Raw genomic sequence first — 18,951 nt, forward strand, 5'->3', positions numbered from 1 at the left:
GCTAGCGGTCCTCGAGGGTGAGCCCGCGGGCCTTGCCTGCCGATTGCAGGAAGGCGCGGGAGATGTCGAAGAATTCGGGCACGTCGAGCAGGAAGGCGTCGTGGCCGCGATCGGTCTCGATCTCGGCGAACGACACCCGGGCGCTCGAGGCGTTCAGCGCGTGCACCAGCGCGCGCGATTCCGAGGTCGGGAACAGCCAGTCGCTGGTGAAGGAGACCACGCAGAAGCGCGTCTTGATGCCCGCGAACGCCTTCGCCAGCACGCCGCCATGGTCGGCGGCGATGTCGAAATAATCCATCGCGCGGGTCAGATACAGATAGGAATTGGCGTCGAAGCGCTCGACGAAGGACGAGCCTTGGTAACGCAGATAGCTTTCGACCTGGAAGTCGGCATCGAACGAGAAGGTCGGCAGCTCGCGGTCCTGCATGCGCCGGCCGAACTTGCGATGCAGCGCCGCGTCCGAGAGATAGGTGATGTGCGCCGCCATCCGCGCCACCGCGAGCCCGCGATGCGGGTGGATATCGCGATCGGCATAGCCGCCGCCGTGCCAATCGGGATCGGCCATCACGGCCTGGCGGCCGAGCTCGTGGAAGGCGATGTTCTGCGCCGAGTGCCGTGTTGCGCAGGCGATCGCCAACGCGGAGAACACGCGGGCAGGATAGGCCGCGGTCCATTGCAGCACCTGCATGCCGCCCATCGAGCCGCCAACGACGGCAAACAGCGTGTCGATGCCGAGCCGGTCGATCAGCATCGCCTGCGCGCGCACCATGTCGGGAATGGTGATGACGGGGAAATCCAGGCCCCAGACCTTGCCGGTGGCGGGATTGATCGACGCCGGCCCGGTCGAGCCCATGCAGCCGCCGATTACGTTCGAGCAGATGATGAAGTAGTGCTTGGGATCGATGGGGCGGCCGGCGCCGACCAGCGTCTCCCACCAGCCGGGCTTGCCGGTGACGGGATGCACATTGGCGACATGCTGGTCGCCGGTCAGCGCATGGCAGATCAGGACCGCGTTGGAGCGATCGGCGTTGAGCTCGCCATAGGTCTGATAGGCGATCTGGAACGGGGAGAGATCGACGCCACAATCGAGCCGCAGCGGCTGCTCTGTACCGAAATGCATGACCTGCGAGCTTGGATGATCCACCTCGTGCGACCGTTCGTCGGCGCTGATCGCAGGACTCGGTATCGACTTGACGCTACCCATCTCTGACATCGACCTCGTTTGCGACTGGCTGCTGGACCGCGCCGCTGACATCAGGCCATGAAAAACCCGGCCTGAACGATAGGTTCGGCCGGGATCGGAAGCGTCCCCGGCCTGTTTAGCGAATTTTTTAACGTGGCTGCAAGCCGGCCGGCTCAAATGACCACGGAACGCGCAAAAACTACCGTCTTGGGCAGTTTTCGTCAAGTCGCGGCCCGGATCGAGCCAATTCGCCTCTCGCGCCGTGAAAGGAAAGGGCCGTCATTTCTCTTTGCTTTCGCCGCCCCGACTGCCTAATCAGGACATTGATCGCAGCGGTGACGGCCTTACCAATTGTCTTGCCGATCCGCACTGGAACGTCCTTCAACAGCCTCTCAGATATGACCCAACGTCCGCCCGCGCCACCATCGCTTCAGGAACTGCGCAAGGAGATCGACGCGATCGACGAGGGCATGCATCGCCTCTTGATGCAGCGCGGCGACATCATCGACCGCCTGATCCAGGTGAAGCAGACCCAGGAGGTCGGCTCGGCATTTCGGCCTGCGCGCGAGGCCGCCATGATGCGCGACCTCGTGCAGCGCCATCGCGGCATCCTGCCGCTCGACACCGTCGAGAGCATCTGGCGCGTCATCATCTCGACGTTCACCTATGTGCAGGCGCCGTTCTCCGTGCATGCCGACATCTCGGTGAGCGAGCCGGCGATGCGCGATTCCGCGCGCTTCCATTTCGGCTTCACGGTGCCTTACGTCGCGCATTTCAGCGCGCAGGCGGCGGTCGAGGCGGTGGCGAAATCCAAGGGCGACCTGGCCCTGGTCTCGGCGACCTCCAGCCGCACACCGTGGTGGCTGGAGCTCGAAGCGGAAGGCGCACCGAAGATCATCGCGCGGCTGCCTTTCGTCGAGCGCGCCGACCATCCGGCCGCACTGCCCGTGTTCGCAATCTCGCGCGTCGCCGACAGCGCTCTGGTGACGGAAGTCGAGACCTTCAGCGTGCGCGTCTCCGGGTGGAACGCCGAGGTCGCGCGCGCCCTGTCGCCGCTCGCCGAGATCGTGGCGGTGCCCGATACCGCCTTCGACGGCGCGGCGCTGCTGGTCTCGGTCACCAGCGCGACCAGCATCGACAAAATCAGGGCTGCCCTGATCGAGGCGGGGGCCTCGGTGCGCTCCACGGCCCTCGTCGGCAGCCACGCAACGCGCTATACGGTGCCCCCGACCGGGGCGAAATCGTAAATCGCGAGCAGCCCAGCCTATCCGGAGTCCAAGATGTCCCGCCCCGTGCCGAATCCCGGCATTCTCGATATTGCGCCCTACACCCCCGGCAAGAGCCCGGTGCCGGAGCCGGGCCGCAAGGTTTTCAAGCTCTCGGCCAACGAGACGCCGTTCGGGCCCTCGCCCAAGGCGATCGAGGCGTTCAAGCATGTGGCGGATCATCTGGAGGACTATCCGGAAGGCACCTCGCGCGTTCTGCGCGAGGCGATCGGCCGCTCTTTCGGGCTCGACCCCAACCGCATCATCTGCGGCGCCGGTTCGGACGAGATCCTCAACCTGCTCGCGCACACCTATCTTAGCCAGGGCGACGAGGCGATCTCGACCACCCACGGCTTCCTGGTCTACCCGATCGCAACCATGGCGAACGGGGCCAAGAACGTCGTCGCGCCCGAGACGAACTTCACCGCCGACGTCGATGCCATCCTCAAGGCCGTGACGCCGCGGACAAAGCTGGTCTGGCTCGCCAACCCCAACAACCCGACCGGCACCTATCTGCCGTTCGACGAGGTCAAGCGGCTGCGCGCCGGCCTGCCCTCGCACGTGCTGCTGGTGCTGGATGCCGCCTATTGCGATTACGTCTCGCGCAACGACTACGAGATGGGAATTGAGCTCGTTGCCACCACCGAGAACACGGTGGTGACGCACACCTTCTCCAAGATCCATGGTCTTGCGGCACTGCGCATCGGCTGGATGTTCGGCCCCGAGCACATCATCGACGCCGTCAACCGCATCCGCGGCCCCTTCAACGTGTCGACGCCGGCGATGTATGCCGCGGTCGCCGCGATCGAGGACACCGCGCACCAGGCGATGTCGAAGCAGTTCACCGAGACCTGGCGCAACTGGCTCACCGAGGAGATCGGCAAGCTTGGGCTGAAGGTGACGCCGAGCGTCGCCAATTTCGTGCTGATCCACTTCCCGACCGACAAGGGCAAGACCGCTGATGACGCCGACGCGTTCCTGACCAAGCGGGGCCTCGTGCTGCGCGCGCTGAAGAACTACGGCCTGCCGCATGCGCTGCGCATGACCATCGGAACCGAGGAGGCCAACCGCCTCGTGGTCGAGGCCTTGCGCGACTTCATGGGCGGCAAATGAGCGCGCAGGCGCACTTCCAGCGCGTCGCGCTGATCGGCTTCGGCCTGATCGGCGGCTCGATCGCGCGCGCCGCGAAGCTCCAGGGCTTAGCTAGCGAGATCGTCACCACCGCGCGCTCGGAGAAGACGCGCGCACGCGTTGCCGAGCTCGGCATCGTCGATCAGGTCGTTTCGACCAATGCGGAGGCGGTGAAGGATGCCGATCTCGTCATCCTCTGCATTCCCGTCGGCGCCTGCGGACCCGTGGCGCAGGAGATCGCCGCGCATCTGAAACCAGGCGCGATCATCTCCGACGTCGGCTCGGTCAAGGGCGCGGTGGTCCGGGACATGGCCCCGCATCTGCCGCAGGGCATTCATTTCGTGCCGGCGCATCCGGTCGCAGGCACCGAGCATTCGGGCCCGGATTCGGGATTTGCCGAGCTCTTCATCAACCGCTGGTGCATCCTGACCCCACCCGATGGCACCGACGCGGCGGCGACCGATCGCCTGCGCGCCTTCTGGGCAGCGATGGGCGCCAAGGTCGAGGTGATGACGCCGGATCATCATGATCTCGTGCTCGCGATCACCAGCCATCTGCCGCATCTGATCGCCTACACCATCGTCGGCACCGCCGACGAGCTGGCGCAGGTGACGGAATCCGAGGTGATCAAATTCTCCGCCGGCGGTTTTCGCGATTTCACCCGCATCGCGGCGTCCGACCCGACAATGTGGCGCGACGTCTTCCTCGCCAACAAGGAGGCCGTGCTGGAGATGCTCGGCACCTTCACCGAGGATCTCGCCAAGCTCACCCGCGCGATCCGGCGCGGCGACGGCGAGGCGCTGTTCGACCACTTCACCCGCACCCGCGCCATCCGCCGCGGCATCGTCGAGATCGGCCAGGATTCCGCCGCGCCGGATTTCGGCCGGCCGCACGCGGCACTGAAGAAGCCGTAGCACGCGCCTCCTAATTTCCCGTCATTCCGGGGCGACGCGCAGCGTCGAACCCGGAATCCCGAGGTGTGGCGCGAGATTCCGGGTTCACGCTTCGCGTGCCCCGGAATGACGACAAATCAGTCAATACAGCGGCGGGATCTGGCCGACCTTGACCGGGCCGAGCAGCACGGCGCCGTCGACGAATTTCAGCGGGAAGCTCCGCGCCTTCTTGCCTTCCAGCGTGCTCTCGGTGCCGATTGAATTGATGCCGGCGGCCACGCCGGCATTGGCGTTCTGCTTGATGACCTTGCCGAGGCCGGGCACGGCGCGGTCGAGCGCGCCGAACAGATTGTTGAGATCCTGCGACTTCACGCCGGGCGCGACGCGGTCGAGCGTTGCCTGCGGCACGCCCTCCTCCAGCATCTTCTCGATGCCGAGCGCCGGGATCACGCGCTCGAGGCCGGCCACCGTCATCTGCAATTCGCCGTCGAGTCGGCCATTGGCCGAAAGGCCGAGCGTGCCGGCCGCAACCGCGATCATCTCGCCCTGCTGGATCCGCGACTGAACTATCTCGATATGACCGCCAGCAGCCTGGATCTCGCGGAAGCGCTGCGGCCAGGGTTTTGGCGTGAGGTCGGAAAGGCCCGTGATCTTGGCGCGCGTATCGGCCTCGAACGACTCGGCGAGCAGCGGATGCACGCCCTGGATGCTGCCTTGCGCGACATGGAGCACGGTCTCGATCACAGGGTGATCCGACGGCGATCCGTCGGCGAGGCGACCGTGCAGCTCGACCTGCTTGGCGCGCGCAAGCGGCACCTGCACGCTGCCGTCGAGACGGTTGAGGCTGGGATCGTCGAACACGATGGACGCACGGTCCGGCACGGCCGGCAGGCCAGCCACGCTGGCGCGGCCCTTGCTCCAATTCACCGCGAAGGTGTTTTGCGTGACCCCATCGATCAGCGTCGCCGGCGCGGAGAATTCGGCGATGACACGCTTGGGATCGTAGACCTGAGCCACGACCAGGATGTTGTCGAGCTTCGCCGTGAACGGCGTCTTGCTCGCGTTCTGCGAGACCAGGGCGACGCTGGCGCCGGAGCACTGGACCTCGAAGCGGAACGGGAAGCCCGCGATCGAGCGCTTGGTACAATCATAAATGCGGCCGGACTTGGCCTCCTGTGCGCGCCAAGCGTCGGCGGCGATTTCGGCCTGCGACGCGGCATAGAACCAGAAGCAGCTCCACGCCACGGCGAGGATCAAAACGAAAACGGGTGCGATGAAAAGGCCCCAACGGGAGCGGCGGCCTGCGGCAACGGTCATATTGGACATGCGGCAACCCTTTGATCCCAGATTCAGGCAAATGTAAGCGAGGCCCGCCTGCGACAAAAGGCGGAGAAATCGCTTCGCTTGGCGGTACAGTTCTGGTAGCCGTGCCCGAAATGTCGGAAATCACCCTCCCCTCCGTCACCACTGCCAAAGGCGACCTCTGGGTGTTCGGCTACGGCTCGCTGATGTGGCGGCCGGGCTTCGAATTCGAGGAACGCGTCCCGGCGCGGCTGGTCGGCGAGCATCGCGCGCTCTGCGTCTATTCCTTCGTGCACCGCGGCACACCGGAGAAGCCGGGCCTCGTGCTCGGCCTCGACCGCGGCGGCGCCTGCCGCGGCATCGCCTTCCGCGTCGCTGAAAAGAACCGCACTGAGGTCGTCGCCTATTTGCGGGAGCGCGAGCAGGTCACCTCGGTCTATCGCGAGGTGATGCGCTCGGTGTGGCTGGAGAACGATGCGCGCCAGCGCGTCTCCGCGCTCGCCTATGTCGTCGATCGCGGGCATGTGCAATATGCCGGCCGGCTGTCGCTCGCCGAGCAGCACCGCCATGTCATCCAGGGCCACGGCCGGTCCGGCGCCAACCGCGACTACGTGACGGCAACTGTGAAGGCGATCGAGGCCGAAGGTTTTCGCGACACGCAATTGCATCAGCTTGCGACGATGCTGCACGCGGAAGCACATTCGCTGCACGCACCGGCTCCGGGCGAAGACAGCGAAAGCCGCTAGCCGCCGGTCGGCGCGTAGCTCGGCGCCGAGCCGATCAATTGCTCCTGCTCCTTACGGCCGGCCTCGACGAGGCGGCCGGTCGCGCCTTCGATCGCGGCTTGCACGCGGGAGAGAAACTCGTCCTTCGGCAGACCCGGCGGCAACGGTTCGAGAAACTCCACCACCAGCGTGCCGGGATAGCGCATGAAGGTGCGGCGCGGCCAGAACAGGCCGGAATTGAGCGCGATCGGCAGGCAGGGCACGCCGCAGGACGAATAGATCTGCGCAAAGCCGGTCTTGTAGCCGGGCGGCGCGCCGGGAGCGCGGCGCGTGCCTTCCGGAAAGATCACGAGCTGGCGGCCGCTGCGCACCGCCTCGCGCGCCCGCCGCGTCATGTCCAGCAGCGCCTTCACGCCGGCATTGCGGTCGATCGCGATCATCCCGGTCTTGACCAGGAATTGACCGAACACCGGGATCTGCATGAGCTGGCGCTTGAGGATGAAGATCGGCCGGTCGAAGAAACCCGGCAGCACGAACGTCTCCCAGAACGACTGATGCTTGGCCACGATCAGCAGCGGTCCTTTCGGGATGTTCTCGACACCGCGGAACTCCACCTTGATGTTGCAGATCACGCGCATCAGGACCAGCGTGGCCTTGGCCCACCATTCCGCCACCGTCAGCATCGCGCGCGGCGGCAACGCGAAGGTCGGCAGCGCCACGATCGCAAGGCACACCAGCACGGCATAGAACAGCACGTTGAACACGAGCGAGCGCAGGAAAATCAGAAACATCGACGGTCCGATCAATTTGCCGGTCAATTGGCCTATCAATTAGCCTGGGCGGTGGCGGGCCGCCTCAGTTGCTGACCTGCAGGCTGCTCCGACATCTCGGGCGAAAGGTCAATCCCGAAATCCTCCAGCCGGACCCTGAGCTCGGCCGCGATGTACTTGACATATTCCGACAGGAGCAGCCGCAGCGTCGAGCCTGAGGTCCACCACGGCTCCTCGCGCCATTTGTCGCCGACCACCGCGAACGGGATCAGCGTCGTCTGTGGCATCGCATGCGAGAATTCCACTAGCGCGCGCGGCATGTGATAGTTGGAGGTGACTACGATCAGCGATTTGAACCGGCGCCCCTCGGCCCAGCGCCGCGCCTCGGCCGCGTTGCCGCGGGTCGAGAGCGCGGTGCGGTCGAGGTCGACGCAGCAGGTCATGAAGGACTGGTTCTCCGGCAAGGTCCGGGAGATGTCGTTCGCCGTCGAGGTCGGATGCACGCCGGAGATCAGCAGCCGCCTGCCGTAGCCGGCCGCGAGCAGCTCCATGGCGTCCGATACCCGCGAGGAGCCGCCGGTCAGGACCACGATGCCGTCCGCCTTGCGGTCCGGTACCATCTCGGCGCCGCGCAATTGCGACAGGAACGCGACGAAGCCCGCCGCCGCGCCGACGAAGGCGAGCGCGATCGTCGACACGATCGTCGCGCGCAGCCAGCCGCGCGGCAGTTTCGGCGATCGATCGTCGGTCGGCGAGGTCATGCGATGTCGGTGATCCCTTCCCTGAATGATTTTATGACGTTTTGAGGCGAAGTGGAGTCCTGCGAATGTGAAGAACACCCGGGCTGCGAACTCACCCTCTCCCCTTGTGGGAGAGGGTGGCTTCGCGGCAGCGAAGCCGGGTGAGGGGTATTTCTCCGCGAGCTCACCTCAGCATTTGTACGCGTGGATAGAACCCCTCATCCGGCGCTTCGCGCCACCTTCTTCCACAAGGGGAGAAGGGAAGGCAGCGTCCGGAGCGAGCATTTCGTCCAACTCAAACCACGCTACACTCAATCAACATCATTCAACGTCGCAAACAGGGTCTGGCGCGAGGCCACCGCGGTGATGCCGCCGATCAGCACGGCCTGGATCGCGAGCACGATGTAGCCGGATGGCCGCAGCGAGAAGGTGCCGAGCAGCGCGGCGAACTGGTCGCCAACGGGGGTACCGGAAAACCAGCCTGCGACGGACTCGGAGAAGCCGAACACCAGCATGGCGGCGCCGCCGCCGATCACGCCGCCCTCTAGGCCCAGCCTGAGGAAATGACGCAGGAAGTGATTGGCGATGTAGCGGTCGCCGGCGCCGACGAAATGCAGGACCTCGACGATTGGACGATTCGCCGCCATGGCGCCGCGGGTCGCGAACGAAACCGAGATGATCGTGGCGATGATGACGAGCGCGAGGATGCCGAGACCGGCGAGCACGGTGGCGTTCGTCATCAAGCGCATGCGCTCGATCCAGGCGCGGTGATCGTCGACGCTGGCGCCCGGCGCGACCTGCGTCACGCGCGCGCGCAAGGCGCCGAGATCGAGCGGCGTGCCCGGCTGCACGCGCGCGATGATCATGCGCGGCACCGGTAGATCATCCATCGACAGGCCGGTGCCGAGCCAGGGCTCGAGCAGCTTGCCGCTCTCCTCCTTGGTGAACGGCTTGACCTCGACGATGCCGGCCTGCGCGCGCATCGCCTCCGTCACGGCGGCGGTGTCGCGCTCGAGATCACGGCCGGCCTGCGGACGAACCTGGATGGTAATTTCGCTCGCGACGTCCGACTGCCATTCGGCGGCAGAGGCACTCACCAGCAGCACCGTGCCCGTGGCCATCGAGGCGAGGAAGGTCATGATGGCGACCACCGCAACCAGCGCCCTGCCGTGGATCGAGGCGCGCGGCACGATCGGCGACATGTTGCGCGCCTTGGCCGGAAGCTGCGGACGCTCCTGTCCGAGATCAACCAGCACGCCGCGCTCATCTAGCCTACTCATAGACGTGCAGCCGTCCCTGGTGCAGCACCAGCCGCCGTGCTTCGTACTGATCCATCAGGCCGATGTCGTGCGTGGCGATGATGACGGCGGTGCCTGATTTGTTGAGCTCGATGAAGAGCCGCAGCAGGCGGCGGCCGAGCGTCGGGTCGACGCTGCCGGTCGGCTCGTCCGCGAGCAGCAGCTGCGGGCGCGAGATCACGGCGCGTGCGATCGCCGCGCGCTGCTTCTCGCCGCCCGACAGGATCGGCGGCAACGCGTCCATGCGGTCGCCGAGGCCGACCCAGCGCAACAGGTCGATCACCTCCTTGCGGTAGCTCGACTCGCTGCGGCCCATGACTCGGAACGGCAGCGCGACGTTCTCATAGGTCGTCATGTGGTCGAGCAGGCGGAAATCCTGCAGCACGATGCCGATGCGCTTGCGCAGGTCCGCGATCTCGTCCTTGCCGAGCTGCGAGATGTCGTGGCCGAACAGATTGACGAGGCCCCGCGTCGGCCGATGCGACAGGAACAACAGGCGCAGCAGGGAGGTCTTGCCGGCACCTGACGGTCCGGTGAGAAACTGGAAGGAATGCGCCGGGATCTGGAAACTGAGGTCGCGCAGGATCTCCGGCCCCAGACCGTAACGCAATCCGACATTTTCGAACCGAACCAAGCTCAGCTCCGTTCGAGAGGGGGCGCGGGTCGCACCGCAGCGTTCCGCCATGCGCGATCAACGGGTTTTGCCGCCGTTATGGTTTCCGGTTCGTTAACGGTCGCCCTGTAGCATAAGGGGCGCCCGGTTCTCCGCGACCGTGGCATCGTCAAGACCAGTCCAAGACCTTCGTTCATGCATCAAGGCTCGTCCATGCATATCGTCTGCCCCCATTGTATGACATCCTACGCCATCAAGCTCGCGAGCCTTGGGGCGAACGGACGGGCGGTCCGCTGCTCCCGCTGCAAGGAGACCTGGATCGCCCATGCCGAGGATGCCATCGAGGAGGCGTCCGTTCCGGCCATGGCCGCGGCCAGCCGAGCGGACGACCAGTCCGACCTCGCCGAGCAATGGAACTCCTATGCCAAGGACGACGGCACCAGCGATGCGCCTGTCGTCGATAGCCCCTCGATCGCCAGCGACTGGCCGGATGAGGAGGCCCGCGAAACCGAGGACGAATGGTCAGCGGCGGCCCGTCAGGCCGAGGAGGAGGCCGCCGGCGCACAGCACCAGTCCTGGTTCCGCGGGCTGTTCCGCCGCCGCGGCGCGCGGGTGAGCCGCCCGGTCGCCACCACGGCTCCGCGCAAATCCTATTTTGGCCTGCCGACCGCCTGCGCCGCGATGGGCGCGCTGGTGCTGGCACTGGTGATCTGGCGCGGCGACGTGGTGCGTCTGCTGCCCCAGACGGCGGCGTTCTACAAGATGGTCGGGCTCGAGGTGAACCTGCGGGGCCTCGCCTTCAAGGACGTCAAGCTCTCCAGCGAGACCGTGGACGGTAAGCAGGTGCTGGTGATCGAGGGCGTGATCGTCGGCGAGGGTAAGAAGCCGCTCGACATCCCGCGCTTACGCTTTGCCGTGCGCGACGCGCAAGGCGCGGAGATCTACGCCTGGAACACGGTGCTTGAACAGACCGTGCTACGGCCCGGCGAGCGCGCCTTCTTCCGCTCGCGCCTCGCCTCGCCGCCGGCGGAGGGCCGCAATATCGACGTTCGTTTCTTCAACCGGCGCGACATAGCCGGCGGCAGCGTATAATCGGCCCTGCAGGGGAGGTTGATCCCAAGGTTGGTCTCATGCCGAAAATCTTGATCGCCGACGACGAGGATTCGATGCGCACGCTGGTGGCGCGCGCCATCGCCATGGACGGCCACGAGACCGTCACAGCCCAGGACGGCGCCGAGGCGCTGGAGATCCTGACCCGCGAGGACGGCGCCTTCGACCTCCTGCTCACCGACATCCAGATGCCGGTCATGGACGGCATCGCGCTGGCGCTCTCCGCCGCGCGCGATTTCCCTGATCTGACGATTTTGCTGATGACCGGCTTTGCCGACCAGCGCGAGCGCGCCTCGAACCTGAATGCGCTGGTGCATGACGTCGTGACCAAGCCTTTCTCGGTCGCCGACATCCGCACGGCCGTGGCCGATGCGCTGGCAGCGAAGAAGGGCTAGCGTCGCCGGCAGCCACACATTCCGCCGTCATGCCCCGGCTTGACCGGGGCATCCAGCACGCCGCGGCGGATCTGGCAAGAGCGAGCTCTTCAACGCCGGTCTCTGGAATGCTGGATCGCCCGGTCAAGCCGGGCGATGACACCGAGTGTGACGTCAAAACTCCTTCAGCAGCCGCTCGAGATAATCGAGCTCGATCTGCGGGCGCGAGGGATCGCCGAGACGACGGCGGAGCTCTTCGAGAATGCGGCGGACACGCTGGGTGTCGATCTCGCCGGGAATCTTGACCGTGTAATCGTCGCCATATTCACGCCCATGCAGCGGACGGCCGAGCGGATCGGTCTGGTTGCCACCGCTCTGCTGACGGCCGGCGCGTTGGCCGGGTCCGTCGCCCTGGCCGTCGCCATCGCCCTGCTGCATCGCCTCGGCCATTTTCTGCGCACCCTTGCGCATCGCGTCGAGCGCCTTGCCCTGCGAGTCCACGGCGCCGTCGGCATTGCCCTCACCGAGCTTTGATCCCGCATCGCCCATGGCACCGTCGGCTGCATCCAGACTGCCGTCGTCATCGCCCTGGTCGCCGTCCTGATCGCCGTTCTGGCCGGGCTGGCCCTGGTCCCCTTGCTGGCCCTTCTGTCCCTGTTGGCCTTTCTGTCCCTTTTCTCCCTTCTGCATGAGGCCGCGCTTGGCAAGCTCGTCCTGCAGCTTCTTCAGGCGGTCGCGCAGCCCCTGCTGGTCCTGCTGCAGCTCCGACATCGACTGATCGCCCTGCTGCTTGCCGCGCGAGCGGTCGCGCCGGGAATCCTGGCCCTGCTTGAAGGTCTTGTCGCGCAATTGCTGCTGCTTGCGGATCATGTCGCCGAGCTCGTTGAGCGCCTGCTCCATGTCGCTCTCGCCGGACTGCCCCGGCTGCGCCATCTGGAGGCCCTCGAGCATCTGCTGGAGCTGATCGAGCAACTGCTTGGCGGCATCCTTGTCGCCGGAGCGCGACAGGCGCTCCATCCGGTCGATCATGTTCTGCAGATCCTGCTGGCGCAGAACCTTGGTATTCGGGTCGAGCGGTCGCGCCAGCTGCTGCGGATCATTGTTGTTGCGGAACTGCTCGGCGAGCTGGCGCATGAAATCGTTCAGCGCCTGACGCAGATCCTGCGTGAGCTTCTTGATCTCTTCGTCGCTCGCGCCGCGCTCCAGCGCCTGCTTCAGCGCGTCCTGAGCCGCGCGCAACGCCTTCTCTACGTCCGAGATCTTGCCGTCCTCGATCGTCACCGCAAGCGCCCACAGGCTTGCCACGACCTCGCGCAGGGCATTATCGGTGCGCGCGGCCTCGAGCTGTCGGGCCACGTTGTGCAGGCCGAGATACTGCCCGGGCTCCGGCGTGAACATTTCGGGCGCGATCATCAGCGCGTCGAGCGCGGCATAGACGTCGGAATTCTTGTTGGCGTCGAGCGCAAGAATGCGGCGCTGCTCGATCAGTGCACGTGCCAGCGGCTTGGTGAAGAGCCGTTCGGGCAGGCGCATGTTGAACGGTTCGCTTGCGGCCTCGTTGCCGGCCTCGTCCTTGGCCGTGAGGGTCAGCGTGACCTCGGCGCCGGCATAGGGATCCTCGCTGAGATCCTTCACCGACTGTCCGACGCCGTTGCGGGTCCGCGCATTCGGCAGCGCGAGCGGGAATTGCGGCGGCTGGAACAGCGGCCGCGGCGCCGTCCTGGTGTCACCATCGCCGGCAGCCGCCTTCGTACCGTCCTTTGCGCCGTCCTTGGCATCGGTCGATCGCGGGGCAAATTTCGCCTCGGCGCCGGTGACGCCGTAATCGTCCTCGATCTTGTAGGAGAGCTGGAGCGCGCCGCGCGCCTGGCGCTCCGGGTCCTTGGCGAGCGCGATCGTCGGCGGACGGTCCGGCGTGGCCGCAAACGCCCATTGCGGCTGGCCGGAAGGCGCGCGGACATGCGCGGTGCCGTCGGCGGAAATGGCAAAATGCTTTTCGTTGGTCCCCTTGGGGCTGGCTTCAGTGGGGGCGACCTCCTTGAGTCCGCCGGAGACGGCGACATCGAGGTTGCCACCGGAGGAGCGCACGATCAGGGTCGAGCCGGCGGGAACGGCCAGCGGACCGCTGGCGGGCAAGGCCGCAGCCTCCTTGTTGGCGGCCGACAGGATGACCGGCGGCCTGCCGGTGTAGAGCGGCGGCGTGACCCAGGCATCGACGCGAATATTGGTCGGCGCCAGCACCCCGTTCCAGTCGAAGGCAGCGCCAAGCCGCATCGCACGCTCGTCACCGGCGGCGAAGAAGGTCGCAACCAGCATCACCATGACCAGGGCACGCAGCGCCCAGGGGTCGTGAAGCGGGAGCCGCGGATGCGGCAGACCGGCGCGGATGCGCTTGAGCGAGGCCAGCGTGCGCTCGCGCTGCGCCTGCCACAGTGCCTGCGCGACCGGGTCCTGCGAGGTCAGCGTATCCGTGAGCGCGGTGGCGGGGCGGTGACGGATGCCGGAGCCACGGTCGAGCCGGGCCAGCGCTTCCTCGCGGCTTGGCCAGCGGAAGCGAATCAGCGGGAACAGGGCGACGACCGCGATCACGGCGAAGAGCGCAAGGCCGATGGCCCGCGCAACGAACGGCACGGCAAGCCACAGGCCGGCCCAGGACACCACCAGGAACAAGCCGATCACGGTCAGCAGGCGCGCCGCATTGGGCCAGGCCCGCTCCCACGCGATGGCATAAATAGCCCGATCAAGGGCCTGCGCCAGCTTCAGCCGCGACAGCGCGTCACTGTTGCGGATCGGGTCTGACGGGCCGGGGGTGACGCCGTTCAATCAACTCTCCAGGTTGCCCGGTAGAGAAGAGCCTATCACAACGGCAGCACTGAGGCATCCGTTCCCGTACGGGAGAGCCTCCTTTTCCCGCATAACACGAGGACGTGACTGGCCCCGCGCAACCCCGTAGTTTCCGCGCGCCATCCCCGAGCGAACGAAGGAAACGTCATGGATAAGAAGATGCACGACAAGGGCCTGGAAGTCCGCAAAGCGGTGCTGGGCGAGGCCTATGTCAACAACGCCCTGAAGAACATCGACGATTTCAACCGCCCGTTCCAGGAGATGCTCAACGAATATTGCTGGGGCGCGGTGTGGGGCCGCGAGCAGCTGCCGCGCAAGACCCGCAGCATGCTCAACATCGCCATGATCGCGATCCTCAACCGCCAGCACGAGTTTCGCGCGCACCTGAAGGGCGCTCTGACCAATGGTGTGACGCGCGAGGAGATCCGCGAGATCCTGATGCAGGTCGCGATCTATGGCGGCATGCCCGCCGCGGTCGACAGTTTCCGCATCGCGCGCGAGGTGTTCGCGGAGATCGACAGGAAGGTGTAGCCAATTCCCCGCTGTCGTCCCGGACAAGCGAAACTCCTCCTCTCTGGGACTATGAGTCCCTGATCGGCGCGCGCTTGAGGCGCGCTTGTCCGGGAGGACGGCCAGGGTGGAATGCGCATCTTTCACAACAACGAAGAAGCAATAAGGAAACACCATGGACATCGGATTCATCGGGCTCGGAAATATGGGTTTTCCGATGGCGCGGCGGCTGATCGAGGCGGGACACAAGCTCGTCGTGTTCGACACGCGCAAGGAGGTCATGGACAAGCTGGTTGCGCGCGGCGCGACTGCGGCGTCGTCGCCGAAGGACGTCGCCGATCAAGTCGAGACCGTCATGGCGAGCTTGCCGTCGCTGCAGGCTTCGCTCGAGGTCGCAACGGGAGCGAACGGCGTGATCGAGGGCAAGCGGGCCAAACGTTTCATCGACCTCTCCACCGTCGGCTCGGCGATGGCCGCGAAGATTCACGGCCTGCTCGCCAAGCGCGGCATCGTGCAGATCGACTGTCCCGTCTCCGGCGGCGTCGGCGGCGCCGAGAAGGGCACGCTTGCGGTGATGGTGTCGGGCCCGAAAGCCGAGTTCGAGCTGCTCAAGCCCGCGCTCGACGTGATCGGAAAGGTGTTCTTCATCGGCGAGAAGCCCGGCGCGGCGCAGACCATGAAGCTCGCCAACAATTTCCTCTCGGCCACCGCGATCGTGGCGACGTCGGAAGCGGTGGTGATGGGCGTGAAGGCCGGGCTCGATCCCGCCGGGATGATCGACGTCATCAACGCGGGCTCGGGCATGAACACCGCGAGCCGCGACAAGTTTCCGCGCGCGGTGCTGCCGCGCACATTCGACTTCGGCTTCGCCACGGGATTGATGGTGAAGGACGTGCGGCTGGCGCTGGAGGAGATGAAGCAGCTCGGCCTGTCGATGGAGGTCGCCGACGCGGTGGGACGGCTGTGGGAAACGGTGATAGCTGCGGAAGGCGCCGAGTCCGATTTCACCGCGGCGATCAAGCCGATCGAGAAGAAGGCGGGTGTTGTGGTTGGTGGTACGAAATAACGCCGGTTCCGTAGATCAATTGCTCACAGCCACGGCGCCGGCGTATCCATCGCAATCAGCTGCTCGACCTCGATGCGCGGGCGCACCACCGCGTATTGGTCGCCCTTGACCAGCACCTCCGGCACCAAGGGCCGGGTGTTGTAGGTGCCGGCCTGCACCGCGCCATAGGCGCCTGCGGTCATGATGGCGAGGAGATCGCCCACCTGCGGCGTCGGCAGTGTGCGGTCGAGGGCGAGATAGTCGCCGGTCTCGCAGACCGGGCCGACGACGTCAGCCATGATGGTGGCGGCGCCCTCCGGGGCTTGCGTCACCGGCAGGATGTCGTGATGGGCCTCGTACAGCGTCGGCCGGATCAAATCGTTCATGGCGGCGTCGATGATGACGAAGTTCTTGCCGTCGCCGTGCTTCACATAGATCACCTTCGCGACCAGGATGCCGGCATTGCCGACGATCATGCGGCCCGGCTCGAACATCAGCGTGCAGCCGAGATTGTGGCTGACGCGCTTGACCATGGCAGCATAGGCGTCGGGCGCCGGCGGCGCCTCGCGATCCATGTAATAGGGGATGCCGAGGCCACCGCCGAAATCGACGTGGCTGATGTTGCGACCGTCGGCGCGCAGCGTCTGCACGAATTCGGAGAGGATGCGGAACGCGGTCTCCATCTTGGAGAGGTCAGTGATCTGGCTGCCGATATGGACATCGGTGCCCGTCACCTCGATCCCCGGCAGCTTCGCGGCGCGGGCATAGACCTCGCGGGCATGGGCGATGGGAATGCCGAACTTGTTCTCCGACTTGCCGGTCGAAATCTTGGCGTGGGTGCCGGCGTCGACATCCGGATTGACGCGCACGGAGATGCGCGCGGTCTTGCCCATCTCGGTCGCCAGCCGCGACAACAATTCGAGCTCGGGCTCGGATTCGACGTTGAGGCAGAGGATGTCGGCGGCGAGCGCCGCGCGCAGCTCTGCTTCCGTCTTGCCGACGCCTGAGAAGACGATCTTGCTGGCGGGAATGCCGGCGGCCAGCGCCCGCTTCAACTCACCGCCGGAGACGACGTCGGCGCCGGCGCCCAGCTTGGCCAGCGTGCGCAGCACCGACTGGTTGGAGTTCGCCTTCATGGCGTAGCAGACCAGCACCTTCTCGCCGGCGAAGGCGTCCGTGAAGACGCGGTAGTGCCGCTCGAGCGTTGCGGTCGAATAGCAATAGAACGGCGTGCCGACGGTCGCGGCCAGCTCGGACAGGTTCACCGCCTCGGCGTGCAGCACGCCGTTGCGATAGTCGAAATGGTTCATGGCGCAGGCTCGGTTGTCCCGGCTTATTTCTTGCCGGGAGGTTCGTCCAGGAGCGGGTCGAGAATAAACGGTTTCTTCCTGCCCTTGGCCGCCGCGGGCGCGGCATCCGCGCCGTAGGTCGGGTTAAACACGCTCGGCGTCCGCTGGGCTTCGGTCTCGGTATCAACAGGCGCGGCACCGCCGGCCGTGGGCGCGTTGGAGGCGGTCGGCGGCAGATCCAGCGGGCCCTTGCGACCGCAGCCAGCCAGCGCGAGCGCCGTCAGGCTCAAGACAATGATGGCCCACCCCGAGCCGGCCGGGCGAAACTTTGACGTCACGACGAAATCCCCACTACGCGCGGCGCACCATACAGAGATTGGCGCGTTCTGGCGAGAGCCGGATGACCATGAAACATAAGCGAAATTTTGCCCTCAGCCCAATTTTCGCTCTTTTTCCAGCCGCTTCGCCCAGGCCTTCGCCTGGGACGCCACGTTCTTCGGTGCGGTGCCGCCAAAACTGGTGCGACTCTTCACCGACGATTCGACCGAGAGCACGCCGAGCACGTCCTTGGTGATTTTGGGCTCGATCGTCTGCATCTCCTTGAGCGGCAGCTCGTGCAGCGCCACACCGCCCTCGGCCGCCTTCGCCACGATCCGGCCGGTGACGTGGTGGGCCTCGCGGAACGGCATTTTCAGCGTCCGCACCAGCCAGTCAGCAAGGTCGGTCGCGGTGGCGTACCCCTCGCCCGCGGCGGCCTTCATCTTGGCTTCATCGGGCACGAGGTCGCGGACCATGCCGGTCATGGCGCGGATCGCCAGCGATAGCGCGGCAAACCCCTCCATGGCGCCCTGCTTGTCCTCCTGCATGTCCTTTTGATAGGCGAGCGGAAGGCCTTTCATGACGATCAGAAGCCCGTTGAGCGCGCCGATGACGCGGCCGGTCTTGGCGCGCACCAGCTCGGCGGCGTCCGGATTGCGCTTCTGCGGCATGATCGAGGATCCCGTGGTGAACTTGTCGCTGAGCCTGACAAGGCCGACCAGCGGCGAGGTCCAGATCACGATCTCTTCGGCAAAGCGCGACATGTGCACGGCGCAGATCGCGGCCGCCGACAGCGCCTCCAGCACGAAGTCGCGGTCGGACACCGCGTCGAGCGAGTTCGCCATCGGCCGGTCGAAGCCGAGCGCCTTGGCGGTGGCGTGGCGGTCGATCGGGAACGAGGTGCCGGCGAGCGCGGCAGCGCCGAGCGGGGATTCATTCAGCCGCTTGCGCGCGTCCTGGAAGCGGCCGCGGTCGCGCGCGGCCATCTCGACATAGGCCAGCAGATGATGGCCGAAGGTGACGGGCTGCGCGGTCTGCAGATGCGTGAAGCCGGGCATCACGGTTGCGGCATGCTCGAGCGCGCGCGCAACCAGTGCCTGCTGGAATGCGGCGAGGGCGGCGTCGGTCTCGTCAAGCACGTCGCGGACATAGAGACGGAAGTCGGTCGCGACCTGGTCGTTGCGCGAGCGCGCGGTGTGCAGCCGGCCGGCCGCAGGACCGATCAGCTCCGACAGGCGGCTCTCGACATTCATATGGATGTCCTCGAGCGCGCGCTTGAACTCGAAGCCGCCCTTGCCGATCTCTGACAAAATCGTGTCTAGACCCTTGCCGATATTTTTCGCATCAGAAGCCGTGATGATGCCTTGATTGGCCAACATCGCGGCGTGGGCCTTGGACGCGGCAATGTCCTGGGCGAAGAGGTGACGATCGACGTCGATGGAAACGTTGATCTCTTCCATGATCTCGTCGGGACGCTCCGAGAACCGGCCGCCCCACATCTTGTTGCTCATGATCCCCTGCTCACGCCTTGATTTGCCGCA

Annotated in this window: 18 protein-coding genes and 1 riboswitch; of the genes, 8 read left to right on the forward strand and 10 right to left on the reverse strand. The window is 66.0% G+C overall.

The features are described 5' to 3' along the window. Position 1: 1 nt before the first annotated feature. Complete coding sequence (locus YU9_RS0113185; protein WP_027573261.1) at positions 2–1,204, reverse strand: homoserine O-acetyltransferase; 1,203 nt, start codon at positions 1,202–1,204, stop codon at positions 2–4. A gap of 94 nt (positions 1,205–1,298) precedes the next feature. Next, a riboswitch (SAM riboswitch) is annotated at positions 1,299–1,378 on the reverse strand. Between the two features lie 203 nt (positions 1,379–1,581). Between YU9_RS0113185 and YU9_RS0113190 the strand changes: the two genes are divergently transcribed. From YU9_RS0113190 to YU9_RS0113200, 3 genes are read left to right on the forward strand one after another with little or no spacing between them, the layout of a single operon-like run. Then, a complete protein-coding gene (locus tag YU9_RS0113190; RefSeq protein ID WP_027573262.1) occupies positions 1,582–2,430 on the forward strand; it encodes a chorismate mutase in 849 nt (282 codons plus the stop codon). A 33-nt stretch (positions 2,431–2,463) separates the two neighbouring features. Continuing rightward, a complete protein-coding gene (hisC, locus tag YU9_RS0113195) occupies positions 2,464–3,561 on the forward strand; it encodes a histidinol-phosphate transaminase (RefSeq protein WP_027573263.1) in 1,098 nt (365 codons plus the stop codon). Next, positions 3,558–4,493: a prephenate/arogenate dehydrogenase family protein gene (locus tag YU9_RS0113200; RefSeq protein ID WP_027573264.1), complete on the forward strand. Its 936-nt coding sequence runs from the start codon at positions 3,558–3,560 to the stop codon at positions 4,491–4,493. Before hisC ends, YU9_RS0113200 begins: the two co-directional genes overlap by 4 nt. A gap of 120 nt (positions 4,494–4,613) precedes the next feature. Here the strand turns inward: YU9_RS0113200 and YU9_RS0113205 are convergent, their stop codons facing one another. Beyond that, positions 4,614–5,798: a DUF2125 domain-containing protein gene (locus YU9_RS0113205; protein ID WP_027573265.1), complete on the reverse strand. Its 1,185-nt coding sequence runs from the start codon at positions 5,796–5,798 to the stop codon at positions 4,614–4,616. A gap of 110 nt (positions 5,799–5,908) precedes the next feature. Between YU9_RS0113205 and YU9_RS0113210 the strand changes: the two genes are divergently transcribed. After that, the gene (locus tag YU9_RS0113210; protein ID WP_027573266.1) at positions 5,909–6,520 is read left to right on the forward strand and encodes a gamma-glutamylcyclotransferase; all 612 of its coding nucleotides are present in this window, start codon (positions 5,909–5,911) and stop codon (positions 6,518–6,520) included. Here the strand turns inward: YU9_RS0113210 and YU9_RS0113215 are convergent. The 4 genes from YU9_RS0113215 to ftsE all read right to left on the reverse strand — a co-directional run bounded on the left by YU9_RS0113215 (position 6,517) and on the right by ftsE (position 9,941). Beyond that, complete coding sequence (locus YU9_RS0113215; RefSeq protein WP_027573267.1) at positions 6,517–7,290, reverse strand: 1-acyl-sn-glycerol-3-phosphate acyltransferase; 774 nt, start codon at positions 7,288–7,290, stop codon at positions 6,517–6,519. The two genes, YU9_RS0113210 and YU9_RS0113215, sit on opposite strands and share 4 nt — an antisense overlap. Positions 7,291–7,325: 35 nt before the next feature. After that, positions 7,326–8,030, reverse strand: coding sequence for a YdcF family protein (locus YU9_RS0113220; RefSeq protein ID WP_027573268.1), 705 nt, complete (start codon positions 8,028–8,030; stop codon positions 7,326–7,328). A gap of 290 nt (positions 8,031–8,320) precedes the next feature. After that, a complete protein-coding gene (locus YU9_RS0113225) occupies positions 8,321–9,289 on the reverse strand; it encodes an ABC transporter permease (RefSeq protein WP_027573269.1) in 969 nt (322 codons plus the stop codon). Further along, positions 9,282–9,941 (reverse strand): cell division ATP-binding protein FtsE, encoded by a 660-nt coding sequence (ftsE, locus tag YU9_RS0113230; RefSeq protein ID WP_018646542.1) that lies wholly within the window; start codon positions 9,939–9,941, stop codon positions 9,282–9,284. The genes YU9_RS0113225 and ftsE overlap by 8 nt, the downstream gene beginning before the upstream one ends. Positions 9,942–10,133: 192 nt before the next feature. Between ftsE and YU9_RS0113235 the strand changes: the two genes are divergently transcribed. Together YU9_RS0113235 and YU9_RS0113240 are read left to right on the forward strand one after the other, a co-directional pair. Then, entirely contained in the window at positions 10,134–11,012 is an 879-nt protein-coding gene (locus tag YU9_RS0113235) for an MJ0042-type zinc finger domain-containing protein (RefSeq protein WP_027573270.1), read from the forward strand. 38 nt (positions 11,013–11,050) lie between these two features. After that, on the forward strand, positions 11,051–11,425 hold the full coding sequence (locus tag YU9_RS0113240; protein WP_025033579.1) for a response regulator: 375 nt from the start codon (positions 11,051–11,053) through the stop codon (positions 11,423–11,425). Positions 11,426–11,578: 153 nt separating this feature from the next. Here YU9_RS0113240 and YU9_RS0113245 read toward each other — a convergent pair whose 3' ends face one another. Next, a complete protein-coding gene (locus YU9_RS0113245; RefSeq protein ID WP_027573271.1) occupies positions 11,579–14,227 on the reverse strand; it encodes a TIGR02302 family protein in 2,649 nt (882 codons plus the stop codon). A gap of 168 nt (positions 14,228–14,395) precedes the next feature. Between YU9_RS0113245 and YU9_RS0113250 the strand changes: the two genes are divergently transcribed. Next, positions 14,396–14,779: a carboxymuconolactone decarboxylase family protein gene (locus YU9_RS0113250; protein ID WP_027573272.1), complete on the forward strand. Its 384-nt coding sequence runs from the start codon at positions 14,396–14,398 to the stop codon at positions 14,777–14,779. A gap of 154 nt (positions 14,780–14,933) precedes the next feature. Further along, complete coding sequence (locus tag YU9_RS0113255; RefSeq protein ID WP_027573273.1) at positions 14,934–15,824, forward strand: NAD(P)-dependent oxidoreductase; 891 nt, start codon at positions 14,934–14,936, stop codon at positions 15,822–15,824. A gap of 23 nt (positions 15,825–15,847) precedes the next feature. On the opposite strand, the gene lysA is transcribed toward YU9_RS0113255, so the two are convergent. The 3 genes from lysA to argH form a co-directional block, all read right to left on the reverse strand. Beyond that, entirely contained in the window at positions 15,848–17,113 is a 1,266-nt protein-coding gene (gene lysA / locus YU9_RS0113260; RefSeq protein ID WP_027573274.1) for a diaminopimelate decarboxylase, read from the reverse strand. Between the two features lie 23 nt (positions 17,114–17,136). Further along, positions 17,137–17,430, reverse strand: coding sequence for a lipoprotein (locus YU9_RS0113265; protein WP_027573275.1), 294 nt, complete (start codon positions 17,428–17,430; stop codon positions 17,137–17,139). 93 nt (positions 17,431–17,523) lie between these two features. Beyond that, positions 17,524–18,921, reverse strand: coding sequence for an argininosuccinate lyase (argH, locus tag YU9_RS0113270; protein ID WP_027573276.1), 1,398 nt, complete (start codon positions 18,919–18,921; stop codon positions 17,524–17,526). Positions 18,922–18,951: the final 30 nt, after the last annotated feature.

It is taken from the genome of Bradyrhizobium sp. WSM1743, assembly GCF_000473065.1.
GTDB lineage: Bacteria > Pseudomonadota > Alphaproteobacteria > Rhizobiales > Xanthobacteraceae > Bradyrhizobium.

Excerpts from the sequence above, each read along its gene's own strand:
- YU9_RS0113185 (WP_027573261.1), bottom strand. The coding sequence starts at position 1,204 with ATGGGTAGCGTCAAGTCGATACCGAGTCCTGCGATCAGCGCCGACGAA.
- YU9_RS0113190 (WP_027573262.1), top strand. The coding sequence starts at position 1,582 with ATGACCCAACGTCCGCCCGCGCCACCATCGCTTCAGGAACTGCGCAAG.
- hisC (WP_027573263.1), top strand. The coding sequence starts at position 2,464 with ATGTCCCGCCCCGTGCCGAATCCCGGCATTCTCGATATTGCGCCCTAC.
- YU9_RS0113200 (WP_027573264.1), top strand. The coding sequence starts at position 3,558 with ATGAGCGCGCAGGCGCACTTCCAGCGCGTCGCGCTGATCGGCTTCGGC.
- YU9_RS0113205 (WP_027573265.1), bottom strand. The coding sequence starts at position 5,798 with ATGTCCAATATGACCGTTGCCGCAGGCCGCCGCTCCCGTTGGGGCCTT.
- YU9_RS0113210 (WP_027573266.1), top strand. The coding sequence starts at position 5,909 with ATGTCGGAAATCACCCTCCCCTCCGTCACCACTGCCAAAGGCGACCTC.
- YU9_RS0113215 (WP_027573267.1), bottom strand. The coding sequence starts at position 7,290 with ATGTTTCTGATTTTCCTGCGCTCGCTCGTGTTCAACGTGCTGTTCTAT.
- YU9_RS0113220 (WP_027573268.1), bottom strand. The coding sequence starts at position 8,030 with ATGACCTCGCCGACCGACGATCGATCGCCGAAACTGCCGCGCGGCTGG.
- YU9_RS0113225 (WP_027573269.1), bottom strand. The coding sequence starts at position 9,289 with ATGAGTAGGCTAGATGAGCGCGGCGTGCTGGTTGATCTCGGACAGGAG.
- YU9_RS0113235 (WP_027573270.1), top strand. The coding sequence starts at position 10,134 with ATGCATATCGTCTGCCCCCATTGTATGACATCCTACGCCATCAAGCTC.
- YU9_RS0113240 (WP_025033579.1), top strand. The coding sequence starts at position 11,051 with ATGCCGAAAATCTTGATCGCCGACGACGAGGATTCGATGCGCACGCTG.
- YU9_RS0113250 (WP_027573272.1), top strand. The coding sequence starts at position 14,396 with ATGGATAAGAAGATGCACGACAAGGGCCTGGAAGTCCGCAAAGCGGTG.
- YU9_RS0113255 (WP_027573273.1), top strand. The coding sequence starts at position 14,934 with ATGGACATCGGATTCATCGGGCTCGGAAATATGGGTTTTCCGATGGCG.
- lysA (WP_027573274.1), bottom strand. The coding sequence starts at position 17,113 with ATGAACCATTTCGACTATCGCAACGGCGTGCTGCACGCCGAGGCGGTG.
- argH (WP_027573276.1), bottom strand. The coding sequence starts at position 18,921 with ATGAGCAACAAGATGTGGGGCGGCCGGTTCTCGGAGCGTCCCGACGAG.